Genomic DNA, 18,660 nt, shown 5'->3' with positions numbered 1-18,660 from the left:
GGCATGGCCGGATTGCCTCAGTGCATCCTGTCACAATCAAGCCAAACTGCGAACGCAGCCCCTACGTTTCTCACGTTAGGTCAACCACGGTTAATGTACTCTCAACACGATAGATCATGGCGGTGCAAACAGCGCAAGTGCATTGGCGCAACAACGACTTGAAACAAACAGTGCCGCCCGCGTCGAAGCTCGATCATCTCATGTTCGAGCAACTTTACAATGCTCCGGACAAGAGCGTAGGGGCTCTAAAATAACGGTTGTTCTTCCGGAAGGTGGAGCAGGCGCCGCGCGGCGGTCAGCGTGTTGACCATGAGCATGGCGATGGTCATCGGCCCGACGCCACCGGGAACCGGCGTGATCGCGCCGGCGTGCTCCAGGGCCTCCTGAAAGGCGACGTCGCCGACAAGCCGGCTCTTGCCTTCGCCGCGCTCAGGGGCGGGGATACGGTTGATACCCACGTCAATCACCGTCGCTCCTTGTCCGATCCAATCCCCCTTGATCATTTCGGGACGACCGACGGCAGCGATGACAATGTCGGCCGCGCGCACGACATCGGGCAGGTTTTGGGTCCGGCTGTGAGCGATGGTGACGGTGCAACTTTCCTGAAGCAGCAGGCTGGCCATCGGTTTGCCGACAATGTTGGATCGCCCGATCACGACGGCATTCTGCCCGGCAAGCGTATCCCCCAGCGTCCGTTTCAGGAGCACCAGGCATCCCGCCGGCGTGCAGGGCACCAGGGCGCTTGCGCGTTCTCCGGCCGTGAGAAGACCGACATTGACAGGATGGAAGCCGTCGACATCCTTTTCCGGCCGGATCAGGCGGAGCACCTTACTCTCGTCGATATGTCCGGGCAGCGGCAACTGCACCAGAATGCCGTGAATGTCCGGATCGTTGTTGAGGCTTTCGACAAGCGAGAGAACATCGGCTTCGCCGGTCTCCGCAGGAAGCGTATGCTTGACCGAATGAAACCCGCAGGCTTCCGCCGCCCGGTCCTTGTTGCGGACATAAACCTGGCTTGCCGGATCTTCCCCGACAAGCACGACCGCCAGGCCCGGGCGCACACCGCTGGTTTCAATCAGCGTTGCTGCCCGGCGGGTGATTTCATCGCGAACCGATTCTGCGATCGCCTTGCCGTCAATGATCTTTGCCTCGGGCATCCCGCGTCCTTGTTTCTGTGTTTTTGAGCTGAAATCCGGATTCGGCGACAAGCTATAGAATGTCGCCGGCAAATGAAAAAGGCGGATTACGTCTTTTCCTGCTTCCGATTCGTCATGAGGCGCTTGAATGCAGGCAGCCCCGTTCATTCAAAGAGACTTCGCAAATGCGCTCAATTCGGAAATTGCACAGACGATGTGGTAGAGCGAGCTGGCCGGGGCCGGCTCGTCGACAAACTCTCCCTCCGGCGTGAGCTTGTCGTGCCACAGACCCTCCGGCACATCCTTGAAGTAGATCTGCAATGCCCGCACGGCATCGGGAATGTCGGAAAGATAGGCCTCTCTCTCGGCACCGGTCGAAATCTTCGCCATGGCGACCGCCGCCTTGATCCACTCGGTTTGTCCCCAAAGTCTGGCAACGGGATCGCGAACGGTGAAATCGTCGTTCAGCGCCATGAAGGCCACGCCCCGGCTTTCATCGATGCCATAGGTCCAGCCGATGTCATAGAGGCGGCGTGCGGCGACAAGGGCACCGGCATCGCCGCGCGATTGTCCCCATCCTGCCAGCAGCCAGGCCCATTCGAACTGGTGCCCCGGTTCCATCACACGGCCTTTGTCGCCGGATGCAGGCGTCCAGTCGAGGTCGAAGAATTCACGCAAACCGCCGTTTATCGGGTCGATAAACCGGGTCAGCGCAAGCTCGGCTATTTCATCCGAAAGGTCTGTCCAGACGGGATCGTCGGAGATTTCCTCCCAGGCACGGCACGCCTCGAACAGATGCATGTGCGGATTGGAACAAAGCGGCGCCTTGTCCGGATTGGTCTCCCGGAACCCGGCTACCGAATGACGATAATTTTCGAACAGAAAGTTCAGGAGATCCTTGGCATGCGCAGTCGCTGACGCCCTGCGTTCAGGAACCGTTGCCGCAATCTGCGCGAAACCGAACAGGGCGAAGGCCTGATTGTAGAGGTCAAACGAAGGATCCGTGATCCGGTTTTTCATGTCTGCGGCGCCCGCATAATAGCCTGCGTCTGTCAGGAACACTTTCACGTGCCAATCCGACAGTTTTGTCGCCAGTTCGACGGCCGGACCCGGCCAGCCAAGTTTTCCGCCTTCCAGAAAGGAATAAATCTGCCGGGGAACAATGCGTGCGCGGCGCGGCACCGAAACGGCCTGCGCGCTTGCAAGGTCTATTGCTTCGAAACACTCTCCCGCGGCAAGATCTGCACCTGTTGCAACCCAGACCGGAAGAGCCTTTTCCGTCAGCCAACCTGTCAAATCTTCCGAGGATTTCCTGATTGTTTTACCGATCATGGTAACGTCGTTTTCGGTCATCGATGTCCTCGTTGTGAGCGGGTAAACCTCGGGACGCATGTGCTTCATATGTGCCGATCTTAAGACGATAAATCGGAAATTAATCAATTCACTAGGAAAAAGAGGTGTACTGTTACAGCAAAGTCACAGGTGGGGAATTTCTCCTGGGAATAAGGCCGTTGCGTCTTGGACATCCTGGCAAGAGGGTGTTACCAGACTGACAGCAAACGGGTGGAACGGGGTCTAATGCGAATTTTGTCAGTACTGGTGGTTGCGGGGGCGTTGTTCGGATGTTCCGCTCTACCCGGAGACGGGCCGGCCGCAATCAATATTACCTCGCAGGATGTCGAGGACAGTGCCAAGGCCGGTGATTACACCGTCGTGGTACTCGAACCGACGAACATTGACTTCGTTAAGGCCTACCGTCCCCTGGCGTTCGCTAATCAGTTCCACGGCGTGGGCAGCGGCGGTTCGTCGACCTTGCTCGGGGTCGGGGATACCCTGGTCGTCACGATCTGGGAAGCCTCTCCCGACGGATTGTTCTCCAGCGCTGGCGGCGGATCGAGCCAGATACCGTCCGTGGTGGACGAAAACGGCTATATCTTCATTCCGTATGCGGGACGCGTCCGTGCGGCGGGTCTGAGTATCGAAGGGCTGCGCCAGTCGATCCAGAAAAAACTGATCGGCAAGGCCGTCGAGCCGCAGGTGCTTGTTTCTTTGAAGGACAAACTCAGCACGACTGCTGTAGTTGTCGGCGATGTGGCGAAGCCGGGCGTTTACCCTCTGCCTCTGCGCAACACGCGCCTGTTGGACCTCGTGGCCCAGGCGGGTGGGTCCCGTGAAGCCACTTACGAGACGGTGGTTACTCTGAAGCGGGGACGCCGTGCCGGTACGACGCGGCTGGAAGACCTGATCGACTATCCGGAAAACAACGTTCTCGTTTCCCCAGGTGACAATATTCTTCTGTCGCACCGTCCCCGCACCTATTCGGCTTTCGGCGCTGTAAAGGCCAATCAACTCGTCCCGTTCAAGACCAAGACGGTGACGATGGCCGAGGCGCTGGCAACGGTGGGTGGGTTGCGTGATGATCGTGCCGATGCGAATGGCGTGTTCCTGTTCCGCTATGAAGACGCTGCGCTTGTGCGCAAGCTGAAGCCGGTGCTCGACAACAAGCTCTCCGGTCAGACGACTGTTCCGATGGTCTATAAGCTGAGCCTCAGGGACCCTCAGGGTTTCTTCCTGGCGCAGAATTTCGAGATGCGGGACAAGGATATCCTCTACGTCTCGAACCATCCGACCGCGGAACTCGGGAAATTCCTCCAGATTATCGCACCGCTCATCAGCAATTACTCGTCGGTCCAGCGACTTTACGAGTAAAGATTGCCGGTCGAAACTTTCAGCGGATTGAACCGGCAGTTTCAACCGTCCAAGCCAGCAGGTTGGCGTAATGCAATGAGTCCAGTCAGCTCCATGGTGGTGCTTTTTCTGCAAGGTCCGCCCGGGGTCTTTGCGCGCACCATCGCGGACCGCCTGGAAAAACGGGGTGTACAAACCTTGCGAGTCAATCTGTCGGCGGGGGACTGGCTCGGCTGGCATGACCGCAGATGCACCTCCTACCGCGGCAGGCTTGATAACTGGCCAAAATGGTTGCGGGACTATTGCGGGCATAACAAAGTTACACACATCGTCTATTACGCCGACCGCGTTCCTTATCATGTCGCCGCGGCTGAAGTCGGTGCGGATATGGGGCTGGTTTGCCTGGCTTTCGAGAACGGATATTTGCGGCCAGACTGGCTTACGCTGGAACATCGCGGCATGTCCGCTCACTCCCTTTTTCCAGAGGATGCGGACCTCATACGCCGGAGCGGCGAGACGCTTCCGGAAATCGATCGTCAGCCGCTATACAAATATCCGTTCATCAACGAAGCGGTGAATGAAGTCAGCTATAATATGGCCAACGTGATTTTCGCGTGGGCCTTTCCCGGTTATGTGCGTGACAAGCTCTATCATCCATTCATTGACTATCTCAGCAACATTCCCCGGTTCGCGATGGCCAGGCGCCGCAATCGCCATGCCCATCATGTCATCGACGACATAATCGCCACCGGGCTTCCCTATTACGTTTTTCCGCTGCAGCTTCAGAGCGATTATCAGCTTCGCTACAATTCCCAGTACGATCATATCGCCGAAGCTGCCGAGGAGGTCACTCGGTCCTTCGCACTCCACGCGCCGTCATCTGCCCGTCTGGTCTTCAAGGTGCACCCTCTCGACAACGGCATGGAGCCCTGGTCGCGCATCTTGCGCACAATTGCCAAAAAACACGGCGTCAAGAAACGCGTTCTCCTCGTGGACGGTGGAAACCTGGCCAGGCTTCTTGGTCACGCGGCAGGATCCCTGACCATAAACAGTACGACCGGATTGCACGCGTTGCGGGCGGACTGTCCGACGAAGGTTCTCGGGATCGCGCTTTATGACATCGAGGGTCTGACATGCCAGAAACCGCTGGACGAGTTCTGGCGCGGTGCCTCCGCACCGGACAAGAACCTTCTGGAAGCACTGGAGCGTTTGCTGGCAGCTTCGATACAGGTCAAAGGCTGTTTCTTCACCAGGGAAGGCCGCGAAGCGGCGGCGGAACTTATGGCCGAACGCATCATTGACGGGACCGTCAATCTGCCGGACGCGCTTTGCGAGGCTCCTCCAAGGCTGGAAAAGGCGCGGTCACGTGGCATCGCAACCACTTTTTCCGAGCAAATAAAGACGCGCGGCAAGATGGAGCGTTGGACTCATGTCTGGCCAGGATGAGTCCCGCAAGTCAGAGCCCGGCATCGACACCTCCGCGCGGCGGGTTCTCTTTCTGCAGGGGCCGCTATCACCGCTTTTCAGGCTGACTGGAAATCATCTCCGAGAGCTCGGCTGTCAGGTGTTCCGGATCAATTTCTGCGCCGGAGACTGGCTACATTGGCACGGAGCGGGATCCAGCAGCTTCAAAGGTCCGCCGCAAGACTGGCCCGAATTCATTGAAGCCTTTTTGTCCGCGCATGGAATTACGGATCTGGTGCTGCACGGCGATCAGCGGCTCTACCACCGGGTCGCTATAGAAAAAGCGCTTCCGCTGGGAATTCAGATTGCCGTGACCGAACTCGGCGCCCTGCGGCCGGGCTGGATGACGCTGGAGAGAAACGGGCTGTCGACGTTGAGTCGGTTTCCGCAGGAGCCCGATGCTGTGCGGACCGTTGCGGACAGAGCAGGGGACGTGGACCTGGAGCCGCTGTTTCCATCCTCCTTCTGGCTGCAAACCGCTCCGGACGTCGTCTACAATCTGACGAACGTGTTTTCGAAGCCGCTATATCCGAACTATGTTCGCCATACGATCTACCCGCCGCTGGAGGAGTATCTGCGCGGCGCAGTGCGGCTCCTGCGGGAAAAAAGCCGGACCGCAGAAGCAGAACGCACAATGCAGGCGCTTCGGAATACGGGCGCCAGATATTTTGTTTTGCCGATCCAGCTTGAAGGCGATTTCCAGCTTCGCAGGCACTCTCCGTATGAAAGCTTTTCTCAGGTTCTGGACATTGTGTTCAAATCGTTTTCCGAGACGGCGCCCGTTGACGTGCATCTGGTATTGAAAAGCCATCCACTCGATGTCGGATTTGAGAAATGGCCGGAGGTATCGAACGCATTGGCCCGCCAGCATGGCCTGAGTGATCGAATGCATTATCTCGATGGCGGCGGCCTGTCGAAACCTCTTGAGGCTGCGGCTGGCGTGGTGACGCTCAACTCGACCGCCGGCCTGGAAGCCTTGCAGGCGATGGTGCCAGTCAAAACCCTGGTGCCGGCCCATTACGACATTGAGGGACTGACACACCAAGGAGACCTCTCCGGTTTCTGGAATGATCCGCAGAGCCCTGACCCGTCGCTCCTGAACGCTTATATTCGCGCATTGGCAGCGACCACCCAGATTCGCGGGTCGATTCATAACCGGGAGGGTGTGTCCGTCGCTGCCCGGAATATCGCGGATCGTATCGTAAAACGTGAGCTCAACCCGCTTGGAGCCTTTGTCGAGCCGCCGCCAAGGCTTGAAAAAGCGCGTAAACTCGGGGTGCCGCTGTGAATATGCGCACCAAGGGCCCGAAAATTCTCTTCGGAGCGGATCCTTTGCTCGTGAAGTGGAAGGCGCGTATCAAGGCCGCTCTTCAAGAGCGAGAAGCGAAAGAGGAGATCCAGGGGCAATTGTATGTCGCCGCCGCACCCGAGCGTCTGCCAATGGTCGTTGACCTGGCGGTGCGAAAAGCAGCGGGCCTTCTTCTCGTGCTTCCGGGGCCGACACCAATTGACGCCAAACGCATTCCTGCCAGCCTCATTCTTCTGCCAGTGGCAAAACCTGGCGATGAGGATCTGAGTAAGCCCTGGGAGCTCCTTGTGCGCGCCTGCGCGGAGGCGGTCGTGACAGACGGGGCTGTGGGAGGGGCCGATCAGCAATTCGTCAGCACCTGGCGTTCCCTTGGCCTTTCATGCGCGTTGGCCGGAGAGCCTGAACTTTCTGCACGCGGCGGCGAGGATCTGGAAGGTTTGCTCTCGAACCGAAAGCACACAGGGGAGGCAAGTGGGGGCAGGCAAGCAATTGACGAGATGTCCGGAAAGCGCGGCATCGCACCGGAGAGTGTGCTGGACTCCATACTGACCCAAAACTCGGTCTGGTTTTCGCCTTATACCGGACAGCCGGTCGACTGGCCCGAAGCCCTGCAAATCTTCCATACCATCCAGTCGAGCTGGCAGGAAAACCACCGCGCAAGCCATTGTTATGGAGCCCAATACTGGAACCACCCCTCGATCCGGGCAACCTTCGCCGGCAGGGGCGGAGACGTGTCATTTCACGAAACCCGGGAAGAAACGATCGCGGCAGCAAGCCGAAGCGGCGGTCAGGTTTTGTCCTGGGCAGGACGGACGGATGCGGCATTTGAAGAGGCTTGCTTGGAAGCAGAAATTCCGCTCTTGCGGATCGAGGACGGGTTCCTGCGGTCTGTGGGGCTGGGGGCGGGCCTCGCACGTGGCGCGATGCTTGCCGTGGACGACCTTGGTATCTACTACGACCCGTCCCGGCCAAGCCGGTTGGAAGTGCTGCTGAAAGACTATGAACTCTCGGAGGAGGAAAAGCATCGTGGCAAACATCTGGTTGAACTGATCGGTGCCGCCCGCGTGTCGAAATATAATTTCGGCAAATCTCGCAAGTTTTCCTTTCCTGCCGGAAGAACCGCGATCCTGGTCCCGGGACAGGTCGCGGATGACGCCGCGATCCGCAAGTCGATGTCTGCGACAATCGACTGTGCCAATACGCCGAATGTGAATCTGGATCTGTTAAAACTGGTGCGCGCCCGGCATCCGGACGCCTATCTGGTTTTCAAGCCGCACCCGGATGTGGAAACTGGATTGCGCAAGGGCAAGGTCGACCGGCAAACGGCGTTGAAATACGCCGATGAAATTGCCGAGGATGCCAACATCATCGATCTGATCGAAGCGGTCGACAGTGTCGAAACCTTCTCTTCGCTTTCCGGCTTCGAGGCGATCCTCCGCGGCAAGAAGGTGACCGTGCATGGGGCGCCGTTTTATGCTGGCTGGGGATTGTGCGAGGATCTGACGGATATTCCGGGCAGGGGACGCACCCGCAGCCTGCCGGAACTGGTCTATCTGGCTTTGGTCAAATACGCCCGTACGGTCGACCCGGTCTCTCTGCTACCCTGCACGCCAGAATTCCTCGTGGCGAGACTGAGTGAACAGCGTGGAGACCGGAGACATCTTCTTGTCACGGCCTTGAAGCGTCATTCATCCTGGCTCGGACGCAAACTGGGCATTTGAACTCTCATGAGACTTTCAATTCATTAGAATCCGCTCGAAATCCGGGCGACCCGGAAGAAGGAAAGGCCATGACGAACCGATATGACAGAGTCATCGTGCTGACAGGCGCCAGTGGCGGCATCGGCCAAGCGCTGGCCAGGGAATTTGCCGGCCCGGGAACCTTTCTGGCGCTGATCGGGCGTGACGAAGGGCGGCTCGGACCGGTCCTGGCAGACATACGTGCACTTGGCGCGGAAGGGGAAGCCGCGGCGATCGACATTCGGGATCGGGAAAAGCTTCACGCTTACCTGAGCGATCTCGATGCGCGTAATCCCGTTGATCTCGTGATTGCCAACGCGGGGGTCACAGCCGGTCTCGGTCCGGACCGGACCCGTGAAAGCGACGCTGACAGTGATCGGCAGATCGACGTGAATTATCGCGGAGTGGTCAATACCGTTTCAGGTGCCGTCGATGCCCTGCAAACTCGCGGTCGGGGACAGATCGTTCTGATTTCCTCGCTGGCGGGCATACGCGCTCTTCCGGATATGCCGAGTTACAGCGCAACCAAGGCAGCGATCATCGCCTACGGCCACTCTCTGCGCGGCTGGCTAAAAGCCTACGGCGTCTCGGTGACGATCATATGTCCGGGCTTCGTGACGACACCTATGTCCGCCAGGCACAAGGGTTCAAAGCCTTTTGAAATGTCCGCCGAGAAGGCCGCTAGATTGATGCGGCGCGCGATAGAACGCCGGCGCGCCTTCTACGCCTTTCCGTTTTTGCTGGCATTCGGCATACGGCTGCAGAATCTGTTGCCGCCCATCCTGGGCGATCTGTTCCTGGGCGGATTTTCAGCGGAGATCGAGCGCGATCCGCGTTACCGGGACCCATCATCTGACACATAACGGAAAAAACGGCCGCTGCGAGGGCCGCCGGGTTACCTGGCGGCCTTGATCAGCCGATCCACCGCCGTCCCGTCGGCGCGCATGGCATCAAGCTCGGCAGCTGTTGTTTCGACGGCCCGGACAATCTGTTCTTCAGTGTGTTCGCTCGTTATGAAAAAGCGGATGCGCGCGGATTTTTCCGGAACGGCCGGAAAAATGATCGGCAGGGCATTGATGCCTTTTGCAAGCAAGCGATTGGACAGTGTTGCCGCACCGGCGGAATCGCCGACGATAACCGGAATGACAGCATATCCCGTGCTCGGTCCGGTGTTCAGACCTGCCTCTTTCGCCAGTTTGAGAAACAGCGAGCCGTTTTTCTGCAAACGCTTCACCCGCTCCGGCTCCTGTTCCAGAAGTTCCGCAGAAGTGATGGCAGACCCGGCAAGCGCGGGGGACAGGCCAACGGAAAAGACGAAGCCTGGCGCCGTAACCTTCAGATAGTCGCACAGAACTTTCGAGCCGGCGATATAGCCGCCGCAGGACGAAAAGGTCTTGCTGAGCGTTCCCATCCAGATTTCGACTTCGGTCGGATCGATCCCGAAATGCTCGGAGATGCCATGGCCGGTTTCGCCCAGAACACCGATCGAATGCGCTTCGTCCACCATCAGCCAAGCGTCATAGGACTGCTTGAGTTTGACGATCCTCTTGAGATCGGGGAAATCGCCGTCCATCGAATATAGGCCCTCGACGGCAATCAGAACTTTTTCGAATTTGTGCCGGTGATCGGCCAGCATTTTTTCCAGCGCATCGAGATCGTCATGCGGAAAATTCATGCGGGTTGCGCCGGAAAGCCTGACACCTTCGGCAATCGAGTTGTGCACGTAGGAATCTGTCAGAACCAGATCCCCCTTCTGCATCAAATGCCCGATGGTTGTGACATTGGTGGCATGGCCCGAAACCATGACAATGGCGGCTTCAACTCCGTGGATGCGGGCAAGAGCTGCTTCCAGTTCACCGTGAATGGGCCGTTCGCCGGCGACGATCCTGCTGGCGGAGACACTGGTGCCGAAGCGCTCGACTGCCTCCTTAGCCGCGGCGTTCACCTTGGGGTGTCCGTTCAGTCCGAGGTAGTTGTAGGAAGCAAAATTATCGTAGTTGTGCCCATTTATAAGGCTGGTTTCAGTCGCCAACCCGTCATGCGGCCGGAAAAAGGGATTTTCGATCCCCATCATGTCCGCAGCTGCCCGATGCATCTGCAACTGCTTGACCTGAGGCAATTCCTTGAAGTCGAAAACCTTGCGTTTGGGAGACGTTGCTTGAGCACGCTCGGGCGCTGAGGCTGAACGCCCGCGCGCGGAGCGCCGGTTGGCTTTCAAGCTGTCCATAAGCTTGGCCCGATCATCTGCGCCCATATTGGTCATTCCTTGTTATATCCGGCCCGGCTGCTTTCGGTCAGAGGAAGGAGCCGAGTTCACGGCTCTTGCTCTCGACTTCGGCTGCAACATCGGAAAGGTCGTCCGTTTCGGAGCGGTTGTCATCCATATGCAGGCTGGCGAGCTGTTGGCTCTCGTCCGACATGCCGGAAGCGTTTTCTTCTCCAAGAACACGATTGGCTACCCGGGTGGACAAGTCAATCAGAGTTGCTCCATTGGCCAGTGACATCAGCGGGATGTCGATACCGAGCTGGCGCTCCGCACTCATGCGCAGTTCGAGAGCCATGAGCGAATCCATGCCGATATCCGAAAGTGGCTTGTGCGAGTCGATCTCCTCGGGCGCAATTCGAAGGATCTTGCCGATTTCCGCGGCCAGAAGCTTCGCAACCGTCTGCGCGGCGGTGACCTGATCCATGCCCTGGAGCATGGCAGCCAGATCAATCACGCCGTCCGAACCGGTGTCATCCTCGTCGCCGAGCCCAAGCAGGCTGACAAACGGTGTTCCCACCAGGGCGAGATCCTTGCGCGCTGCCTGCCAGTCGATCCGGGCATAACCGAGCGCCGCAAGGCTCACATCCTTCGACTGTTCCGGCAACGCCAGCAGCGCCATAAGACCGTCCAGGGCTTCCTTGGCCGTCAGAGCATGCCGGCCAAGCTTGCGGGACAGCATTTCGTTGACATCTTCGTTGCGGGCCAGATAGCCGGCGTCGGAGATGGCGCCCCAGGCGACGGCAAGCGCAGGCCTGCCTTCGGCGCGGCGCCTGCGGGCCAGCCCTTCCAGATAGCCGTTCGCGGCCACATAGTTGGCCTGACCGGGATTGCCCACAAGGGTGGTGGCCGAGGAATAGAGAACGAAATGGTCCAGCGGATCGTCTGCTGTCAGACGGTCGAGCAGTTCCGCGCCACGAACCTTTGGCGCAAGCACCCGGGTCAGTCCATCGTGATCCATGTTGGCGATCAGGACGTCGTTCAATACCATGGCGGTGTGGAAGACACCCTTGATCGGTTTTCCGTGCGCACGAATGTCCGAGAGCGCGGTTTTTACCGCATTCTCATCGGTGATATCGCAGGCATGACCCGTGATGTTGACACCGCGTTCCGTCAATTGGGCGAGGACGGACTGAGCTTCCTCGCTTGCATCGCCTCGGCGGCTCAGAACGGCAAGGTTCCGCGCACCGTGGTCGGCAAGCCGGTTCAACAGCGCGGCGCCGAAACCACCGAAGCCACCTGCAATCACATAGGCGGCATCGCCGTCAAAGGCGATGTCGGTTGCCGCCGGAACTGAAGCTGGCACGTCAGGCGGACGAATGACGATCTTGCCGATATGGCCTGCCTGCTGCATCAGACGGAAGGCATCCACAACGTCGGCTGCTTCGAACACGCGATGCGGCAGAGGCCGCAGCGTACCGTCCTCGAACAGCTCGACAAGCCTGACGAAAAGGTCCTCGGCCAGTTTCGGCTGGCGCGTCAGCAGCTGATCGGCGTCGATACCGAAGTAGGTGAGGTTCTGGCGGAAAGGACGCAGACCGATCCGGGTGTTGCCGTAGTAGTCCCGTTTGCCAAGCTCCAGGAAACGCCCGAACGGTTTCAGCACCTCGATGCTGCGTTCCATCGCTTCGCCGAACAGCGAGTTCAGGACCACATCGACGCCGTCGCCGCGGGTTTCTTCAAGAACGGCATCGACGAATGCAAGACTGCGGGAATCCAGCACGACATCCGCCCCGAGAAGCTTCAGCGTGTTACGCTTGTCCTCGGATCCGGCCGTCGCGATAATCTTCGCACCGCGCCATTTTGCAATTTGCAGGGCCGCCAGGCCGACGCCGCCGGCGCCGCCGTGGATCAGCACGGTTTCCCCTTCGGCCAGGTCGGCCAGATGAACCAGAGCATAAAAGGCGGTCAGGAACGTCACCGGAATGGTGGCCGCTTCCTCGGCCGACACCGTCGTGGGCATCGGTGCGCATCCGCTTTCATCGACGGTGACATGAGACGCGAAACAGGCCGGTGCGAAAGTGATGACCTTGTCGCCGGTCTTGAACCGGGTGACGTCGGGACCGCAGGCGACCACATGGCCGCAGCATTCCATGCCAAGGGTCGGGCCGGCAAAGCCGTCTTCCAGGGCCTCTTCCGGCAACAGGCCGAGCGCCCACATGACATCGCGGAAGTTGAGACCGCTGGCTTCAACCGCGATTTCGATATCCTTGCCGGCAAGCTCATGACGTTCAACCGCTTTCCAGGTCAGCTGGTCGAGTGAACCCTGGCGCGTAATGTCAAGCTGCATGGCAGGGCGGGCGCCTTCCGGGAGGGCGGTGTCCGCCAGCACGCCGCCCTTGAGGAGGCGCAGGCCGGATCGCGTTTCGCTGTCGAGAACGATCTCCCGTTCGCAGTTCGCGATAAGGATTTCCTCCGCGACGCGCGCCGCGGCAATACCCGGTTCCAGATCTGGAGAGACGTCGATCAGCTTGAGGTTCGCATCCGGGTATTCATTCATCACTACCCGGCCGAAAGCCCAGATGCCCGCCTGATCGGGGGCAGGCCCCTTGCCGCCGGCGATGTCCTGAGCACCGGCCGGTGCGAGGAGAGTGAATTCACCCTGTTCCGCTCCGAGCGCTTTCAACAGCATCATCATGCTGTAGGCGCGGCCATCGACGGAACTCAGCGCGTCGCCCGGTTTGGCGTAGGCACCGCGCAGGTGAACCAGCCGGCCGTCATGTGCCGCAAGAAGTTGCGAAAGAGCCTCGTCCCGAGCTTCGGGTGGCTGATCCTGACTCTGCTCCAGCGCGGCGCTCCAGATGCCTTCGCCGAGTTGTTCGGTCACTTCGCCCGGAACAAGAAGCGTTGCTGCGTGGCCATGCCGTTCCATGCAGGACTTCAAGCCTTCCGCAAGACGGTGGGCCGGGCCCTCCGCATCTGTCAGAAGCAGGAAAGCCTTCGTTTCCGGAACCGTCTCAGCAGCTTCTTCGCTTTCCACTGCATCGGAACCATCGGCATCCTCGGGAACGCGAGCACAGATCAGATCGGCTTCGATCAACGTGCTTTTGAGAGGAATGGTTTCGATGTTCCTGAGACCGGCGGTTTCAAGGATCTTCGTCCAGTCGCTCTGCTGCCGGGAGATCGGCTCGTCGGCGCTCGATTGCTCATCCCACCAGTTCGACCCGACACCCATGATCAGGTCCGAAAGAGGGTGTGGCAGCGGTTCGGCCGCAAGCACAACACCACCGGGAGTAACCGACCTGGTGAAACGCTTCAGCGTATCCGGATCGATATCGGCAAGCGAAGTATCGAAAAGCACCAGGTCGAAATAGTTCGAGACATCGAATTCCGCTTCGGTCGGCTCCAGGAAGGTCGTGGCGGAACTTCCCTGCCAGAGACGCTCACCGCGGCCGACGGCGGAGGATGTCGCATCCGTAACCGTCAGGGCCATGTGGGTCGGATCGAGGTCCATGTCGAGGTTTGCGGCGAGACCGCCACTGGCACCCACGAGAAGCACCCGGAAAGCCTGATCCTTCGGCCAGGTCGCGAAAATCGACCGGGCGCTGCTCTGCAGCGCTGTCGACAATGCCCGTTTGCCGGGAGAGGAGGATCGATAGGCGTCGAAAAGGCTTGAAGCGTATAGCTTGGCGGCCGTTTCTTCCAGTCCTGACGTGAATATGTCGGTCAGACCCGTCCAAAGTCGGGCGAGAAGGGCGGCTTCAGAGATATGTTCTCCACCGCCATCCGTAAGGGCCTGAAGCAGATCGTGCGCCGCAGGATGCCCTGCAGGATCCTCAAGCCGGAAACCCTCGTCCGTTTCTTCGCACAGACCACTTTCCGAAAGCCACGCCAGCATGCTGGCTGCAAGCGGCGCTGCGGTTTCGTGCAGTTCGCCCGCTGAAACGAGTTCGGCGACACGGATAGGCCTGTCACCGAACTTGCCGAACAGCGTGTGGTGAGAAATTGCCCTGCCGAGAGCTTCGATCAGAACGCGGCTGTCGTCCGGTTCCTGCTCTTCGGAACCGGCAAGATCCAGTCTTGCCGCGAGGTCTGCGAGTCCTTCGAAGGTCTTCTGCAGCGGAGAAATCCGCTCCGGGTCGGGAAGAACGGTGGCGATCTGCCGATAAACGAGGTCATCCGGCCGCGTGTCCTGACCGAGTGTGACCGCCTTGAAGCGCGCCTTGTTCAGGCGTGCAACAGTCTGTCCGTCCGCGTCCAGGAATTCGAAACTTGCCTCGATCGATCGCGGGGAGGCCTTCGTGACTTCGATGCTGACTGATGCCGGATGGGTTTCAGGCGCCAGAAGGCGCAGGGTTCCAAGCCTGATAGGCAGAAACGACGTGTTTTGCGGAACACCCTTGACGCCGTCAAGAAGGGCAAAGAGCCCGTGAAAACCGGCGTCGACCAATGTCGGGCACAACACGAAAGGCAGCTTTTCCAGGCTGGGGTCCTGGCCCAGCAGGTCCACGGTGGCAGTCGTGTCTGAATGTTTGACCACGCGATGGGCACGCCGGAAGGCCGGGCCGTAATTCAGGCCGAAACTTTCCGTGATCTTGTAAAGCGTTTCATGATCGAGAACGGAAACGCTGTCCGTGCCGGCTTTGAGCCAGGGCTTTCTGGAAGTGGTCGAGGGTGTAATGAAGGTTCCACGAGCATTCAACGACCAGTCGTTGTCTGACAGCCGTGGCCGGGACAAAATTTCGATCACATTGTCGTCGGATGAAATCCGGACCTGTGTTTCCCAGACCTCGTCGCCATCAATTACCAGCGGGCGCACGATGTCGAAATCGCGCAGTTCGATCTGATCGCCCCTGGTCCAGCGCAAGGCTGCCCTGAGGCACATTTCGATGTAACCGGCGGCGGGAAAGACCACACTTTCTTCGACCTTGTGATCATGCAGGAACGGCAGGGAACCGCTGTCGATATGGTTGAACCACTCGGCAGTGTCCTTGCGCAGCCGGTATCCCAGCAGCGGCCAGGTCTGGCCGAACATGAAATCGACCTGTTCCGGGGTGCTTTCCGGGCGATACTCGGAATTCTGCCATGGATAGGACGGCAAGCCGGTCCGCTGTGCAGGCTTCGGTCCGACGTATTTCTCCAGATCCGTTTTACCGCCATGGGCAAGGATCGAGGCGGCGATCCGGTCGAGCGGATTGCCTGCGGGTACAGCCGATTTTTTGGAAGGTTCCTTGAGCGTTTCGAGAAACTTGGCTTTCTTGCCCTTGGCTCTCAGAACGTCGTTGATATAGGTGCCCAGCACCGGTTTCGGCCCGATTTCCACCAGAACGCTGAAATCGTCGGCGGTCATGTTTTCAATCGCGGCGGCGAAGAGGACCGGTTGGCGGACATTCTTCCACCAGTAGTCATTCGAAACGCTGACGCTTTTTTCGTCAGGTGTCACGGTCGAATAGAACGGCAGCGTGGCTTCGCCCGGATCAAGTCCATCCAATGCGGCCAGAAGCGGTTCCCTGATCGGGTCCACGAGGGCACTGTGGAACGGATAGGCGAGGTTGAGGCGGCGCATCGCCCATTTTTTCTTGCGGGCAAACTTGGAAAAAGCGTCCAGGCTGTCGCTGTCGCCGGAGATTGTCACGCTGCGCGGGCTGTTGTCGGCTGCAAGTTCAAGGCGGGGGAGGCCGCTTTCCTTGATGGCCGCAACCGCCTGATCCGCAGACAGCAAGAGAGCGCCCATGGACCCGAGGTCACGGACGACTTCCTGCTCGCTGGAGCGGGCCCGGATGACACGCACAGCCTGTTCCAGATCAAGAGCGTCGGCGCACCATGCCGCGGCGACTTCGCCGACGGAATGCCCGGTTGTGCCTGCAGGCGTAATGCCGCGTTTGCGGAGCGACTCCACGATGCCGATCTGAATAGCGAACAGCAGCGGTTGGGCAATTTCCGACCGCTCCAGATCGCTTTCAAGATCCTCGGCAAACAAGGTGGTCACCAGAGACCAGCCGCTCAGACCCATGAAGATCCTGTCGACTTTGTCGAATGCTTCCCGGAAGGAGGCATCCGCCTGATAGGCTTCCTGGCCCATTCCGGCCCATTGCGAGCCGTTTCCGGAAAAGACGAAACCGACTTTTGCATTCGCCTTGATGATGCTTCCCGACACAAGGTCGGGCAGTTCTTCGCCGTTTTCGGAGAAAGAGCGCAGAGCGTCGAGCTTTTCCTGCCTCGACTTGCCCAGAACGACCAGACGTTCGGAAAGCAGGTCGCGGCTGTGGGCGCTGGAGGCGATGAGGTTGCCCGTGGCGTCCTCACCGGCGTTGTCGAACCGCTTCAGGTAGCGTCCGGCAAGCTCCTGCAGAGCCTCTTTGGAACGGGCGCTGATAATGAGGGGTGCGTCTTCCTGCGTCGTCGTTTCGCTTGCCGGAACCGGGTCCGGATCGCCGATGACGGCATGTGCGTTGGTGCCGCCGAAGCCGAAGGAGTTGACACCGGCAAACCTGCGGTCTTTCGAAGGCTGAAGATCAATTGCCTCGCCGGCGACCTTGAGATTGAGTTCTTCGAACGGAATATCCGGGTTGGGCGTCTTGAAATGCAGCGACTTCGGAAACAGATCCTCCTTAAGGGCCATCACGGCCTTGAGGAGGCCGACAAGCCCGGAAACCGGTTCCAGATGGCCGACATTGGTTTTGACCGACCCGATCGGCAGGACGTCGCTGCGTTTTTGCCCGATCACCTTGCCAAGCGCATCTGCCTCTGCAGGATCGCCGACCCGGGTTCCAGTGCCGTGCGCCTCGACGAACGCCAGCTTTGCCGGATCGATACCGAGCCCTTCGTAAATCTCGCGCAGCAAATCAGCCTGCGCATAGGGGGAAGGCAGGGAAAGACCGACGGTGCGCCCGTCGGCGTTGATGCCTGTCGCCAGCAATTTGCCGTGGCTTTTGGAACCTTCAGGCATTCCGGCACGCGCGGCGCGCAGGATGATCACAGCGCCCCCCTCCGAGCGCACATAGCCGTCACCATTGGCATCGAATGCCTGGCAGAGCCCGGTCTGGGAGAGCATGGTCGCGCGCGAAAATCCGACGAAGGCGAACGGGCTGAGGAGCAGGCTGACGCCGCACACGATGGCGGTATCAATCTGACCGCTCTCTATCGCCGAGACGGCTTCATGCAGAGCGACAATCGATGAGGAACAGGCGGTATCGACCGTGAAGCTCGGCCCTCTCAGGTCGTAAATATAGGAAATTCTGTTGGAGACGATCGACAGGGTGTTGCCTGTCATGAACTGCATGTCCGCCATGGCCGGATCGACCAGAAAGCGGTGATGGTAATCCAGCGAGGATGCGCCGACATAAACCCCGGTTGACGTGCCCGCCAGATCGCTCGGCCGGATATTGGCGTGTTCCAGAGCTTCCCAGACGAGTTGCAGCAACAAACGCTGTTGCGGATCCATCTGTACGGCTTCGCGTGGCGAAATGCCGAAAAAGGAAGGATCAAAACCCCAGACATCATCCATTTGCCCGGCTGCCCAGGTGTAGGTCTTGCCGGAGGTGGATTGAAGCGGATGGCCGAATCGCGCCAGCGGCCAGCGGTCGGCGGAAACAGATGTGACGGCGCATTCACCGTTTTTCAGAAGTGACCAGAATTCGTCAGAATCTTTGGCTCCGGGAAGCCGACTGGAATAACCTAAAATGTCGATGTTTGAGGTAAGCGACGCCACAGAACAACCTGTTTTTATTGGTTAGGGTAGATCAAGTTATTGAATTTTAGACAATATTATAGTCACAGAATAGTCATTTTTTCAGGGCTCCCTCAACGTCAGATCCGCATGCGATTGGCCTATCCTGCATAGTGCCAAGCGCAAGCTTATCCCAAGCCCCAGTCTGATTCCACCGACCGTTGCCTTCTCTATCCGGGAACCATTAGCCCAAGAGGGAAAATTGTGGAAGGCATTTAGCGCAAAAAGAGCATGCGTTTTGTAAGTAATGCCTAATTCATACGACAATCGCGGTAATTTTGTGGAATACGCTTGGGAAATATACAGCCCGTACAGCACGTTCGGCGTGTAATCGTGCAAAACGCTTCATAATAAAAAGCACCCCGCAATCGCTTGAGCGCGGGATGCCCTGG

The 18,660-nt window shown here is 58.9% G+C and carries 9 protein-coding genes; 5 read left to right on the top strand and 4 right to left on the bottom strand.

What is annotated here, in order from left to right; translation table 11 throughout:
- Window positions 1–245: 245 nt before the first annotated feature.
- Together folD and Q1B40_RS11295 are read right to left on the bottom strand one after the other, a co-directional pair.
- Window positions 246–1,157 carry a bifunctional methylenetetrahydrofolate dehydrogenase/methenyltetrahydrofolate cyclohydrolase FolD gene (folD, locus tag Q1B40_RS11300; RefSeq protein WP_299814003.1) on the bottom strand — a complete coding sequence of 304 codons (912 nt, stop codon included), beginning with the start codon at window positions 1,155–1,157 and terminating at the stop codon, window positions 246–248.
- A 147-nt stretch (window positions 1,158–1,304) separates the two neighbouring features.
- Window positions 1,305–2,489 carry an AGE family epimerase/isomerase gene (locus Q1B40_RS11295; protein WP_299814000.1) on the bottom strand — a complete coding sequence of 395 codons (1,185 nt, stop codon included), beginning with the start codon at window positions 2,487–2,489 and terminating at the stop codon, window positions 1,305–1,307.
- A gap of 225 nt (window positions 2,490–2,714) precedes the next feature.
- Between Q1B40_RS11295 and Q1B40_RS11290 the strand changes: the two genes are divergently transcribed.
- The 5 genes from Q1B40_RS11290 (at window position 2,715) to Q1B40_RS11270 (ending at window position 9,199) form a co-directional block, all read left to right on the top strand.
- Complete coding sequence (locus Q1B40_RS11290) at window positions 2,715–3,845, top strand: polysaccharide biosynthesis/export family protein (protein WP_299813997.1); 1,131 nt, start codon at window positions 2,715–2,717, stop codon at window positions 3,843–3,845.
- A gap of 75 nt (window positions 3,846–3,920) precedes the next feature.
- Window positions 3,921–5,270, top strand: a complete 1,350-nt coding sequence (locus tag Q1B40_RS11285; protein ID WP_299813994.1) for a capsular biosynthesis protein — start codon at window positions 3,921–3,923, stop codon at window positions 5,268–5,270.
- Window positions 5,254–6,576, top strand: a complete 1,323-nt coding sequence (locus Q1B40_RS11280) for a capsular biosynthesis protein (RefSeq protein WP_299813991.1) — start codon at window positions 5,254–5,256, stop codon at window positions 6,574–6,576. Before Q1B40_RS11285 ends, Q1B40_RS11280 begins: the two co-directional genes overlap by 17 nt.
- A gap of 2 nt (window positions 6,577–6,578) precedes the next feature.
- Window positions 6,579–8,318: a hypothetical protein gene (locus Q1B40_RS11275; RefSeq protein WP_299813988.1), complete on the top strand. Its 1,740-nt coding sequence runs from the start codon at window positions 6,579–6,581 to the stop codon at window positions 8,316–8,318.
- 68 nt (window positions 8,319–8,386) lie between these two features.
- Window positions 8,387–9,199: an SDR family oxidoreductase gene (locus tag Q1B40_RS11270; protein WP_299813985.1), complete on the top strand. Its 813-nt coding sequence runs from the start codon at window positions 8,387–8,389 to the stop codon at window positions 9,197–9,199.
- Window positions 9,200–9,231: 32 nt separating this feature from the next.
- Here the strand turns inward: Q1B40_RS11270 and Q1B40_RS11265 are convergent, their stop codons facing one another.
- Together Q1B40_RS11265 and Q1B40_RS11260 are read right to left on the bottom strand one after the other, a co-directional pair.
- Complete coding sequence (locus tag Q1B40_RS11265; protein WP_299813982.1) at window positions 9,232–10,590, bottom strand: aminotransferase class I/II-fold pyridoxal phosphate-dependent enzyme; 1,359 nt, start codon at window positions 10,588–10,590, stop codon at window positions 9,232–9,234.
- Window positions 10,591–10,630: 40 nt separating this feature from the next.
- Window positions 10,631–18,250, bottom strand: a complete 7,620-nt coding sequence (locus Q1B40_RS11260; RefSeq protein WP_299813979.1) for a type I polyketide synthase — start codon at window positions 18,248–18,250, stop codon at window positions 10,631–10,633.
- Window positions 18,251–18,660: the final 410 nt, after the last annotated feature.

Origin of the sequence: uncultured Roseibium sp., from assembly GCF_947496995.1 — a bacterium.
GTDB lineage: Bacteria > Pseudomonadota > Alphaproteobacteria > Rhizobiales > Stappiaceae > Roseibium.
This window is presented reverse-complemented; position numbering and strand designations above follow the sequence as displayed.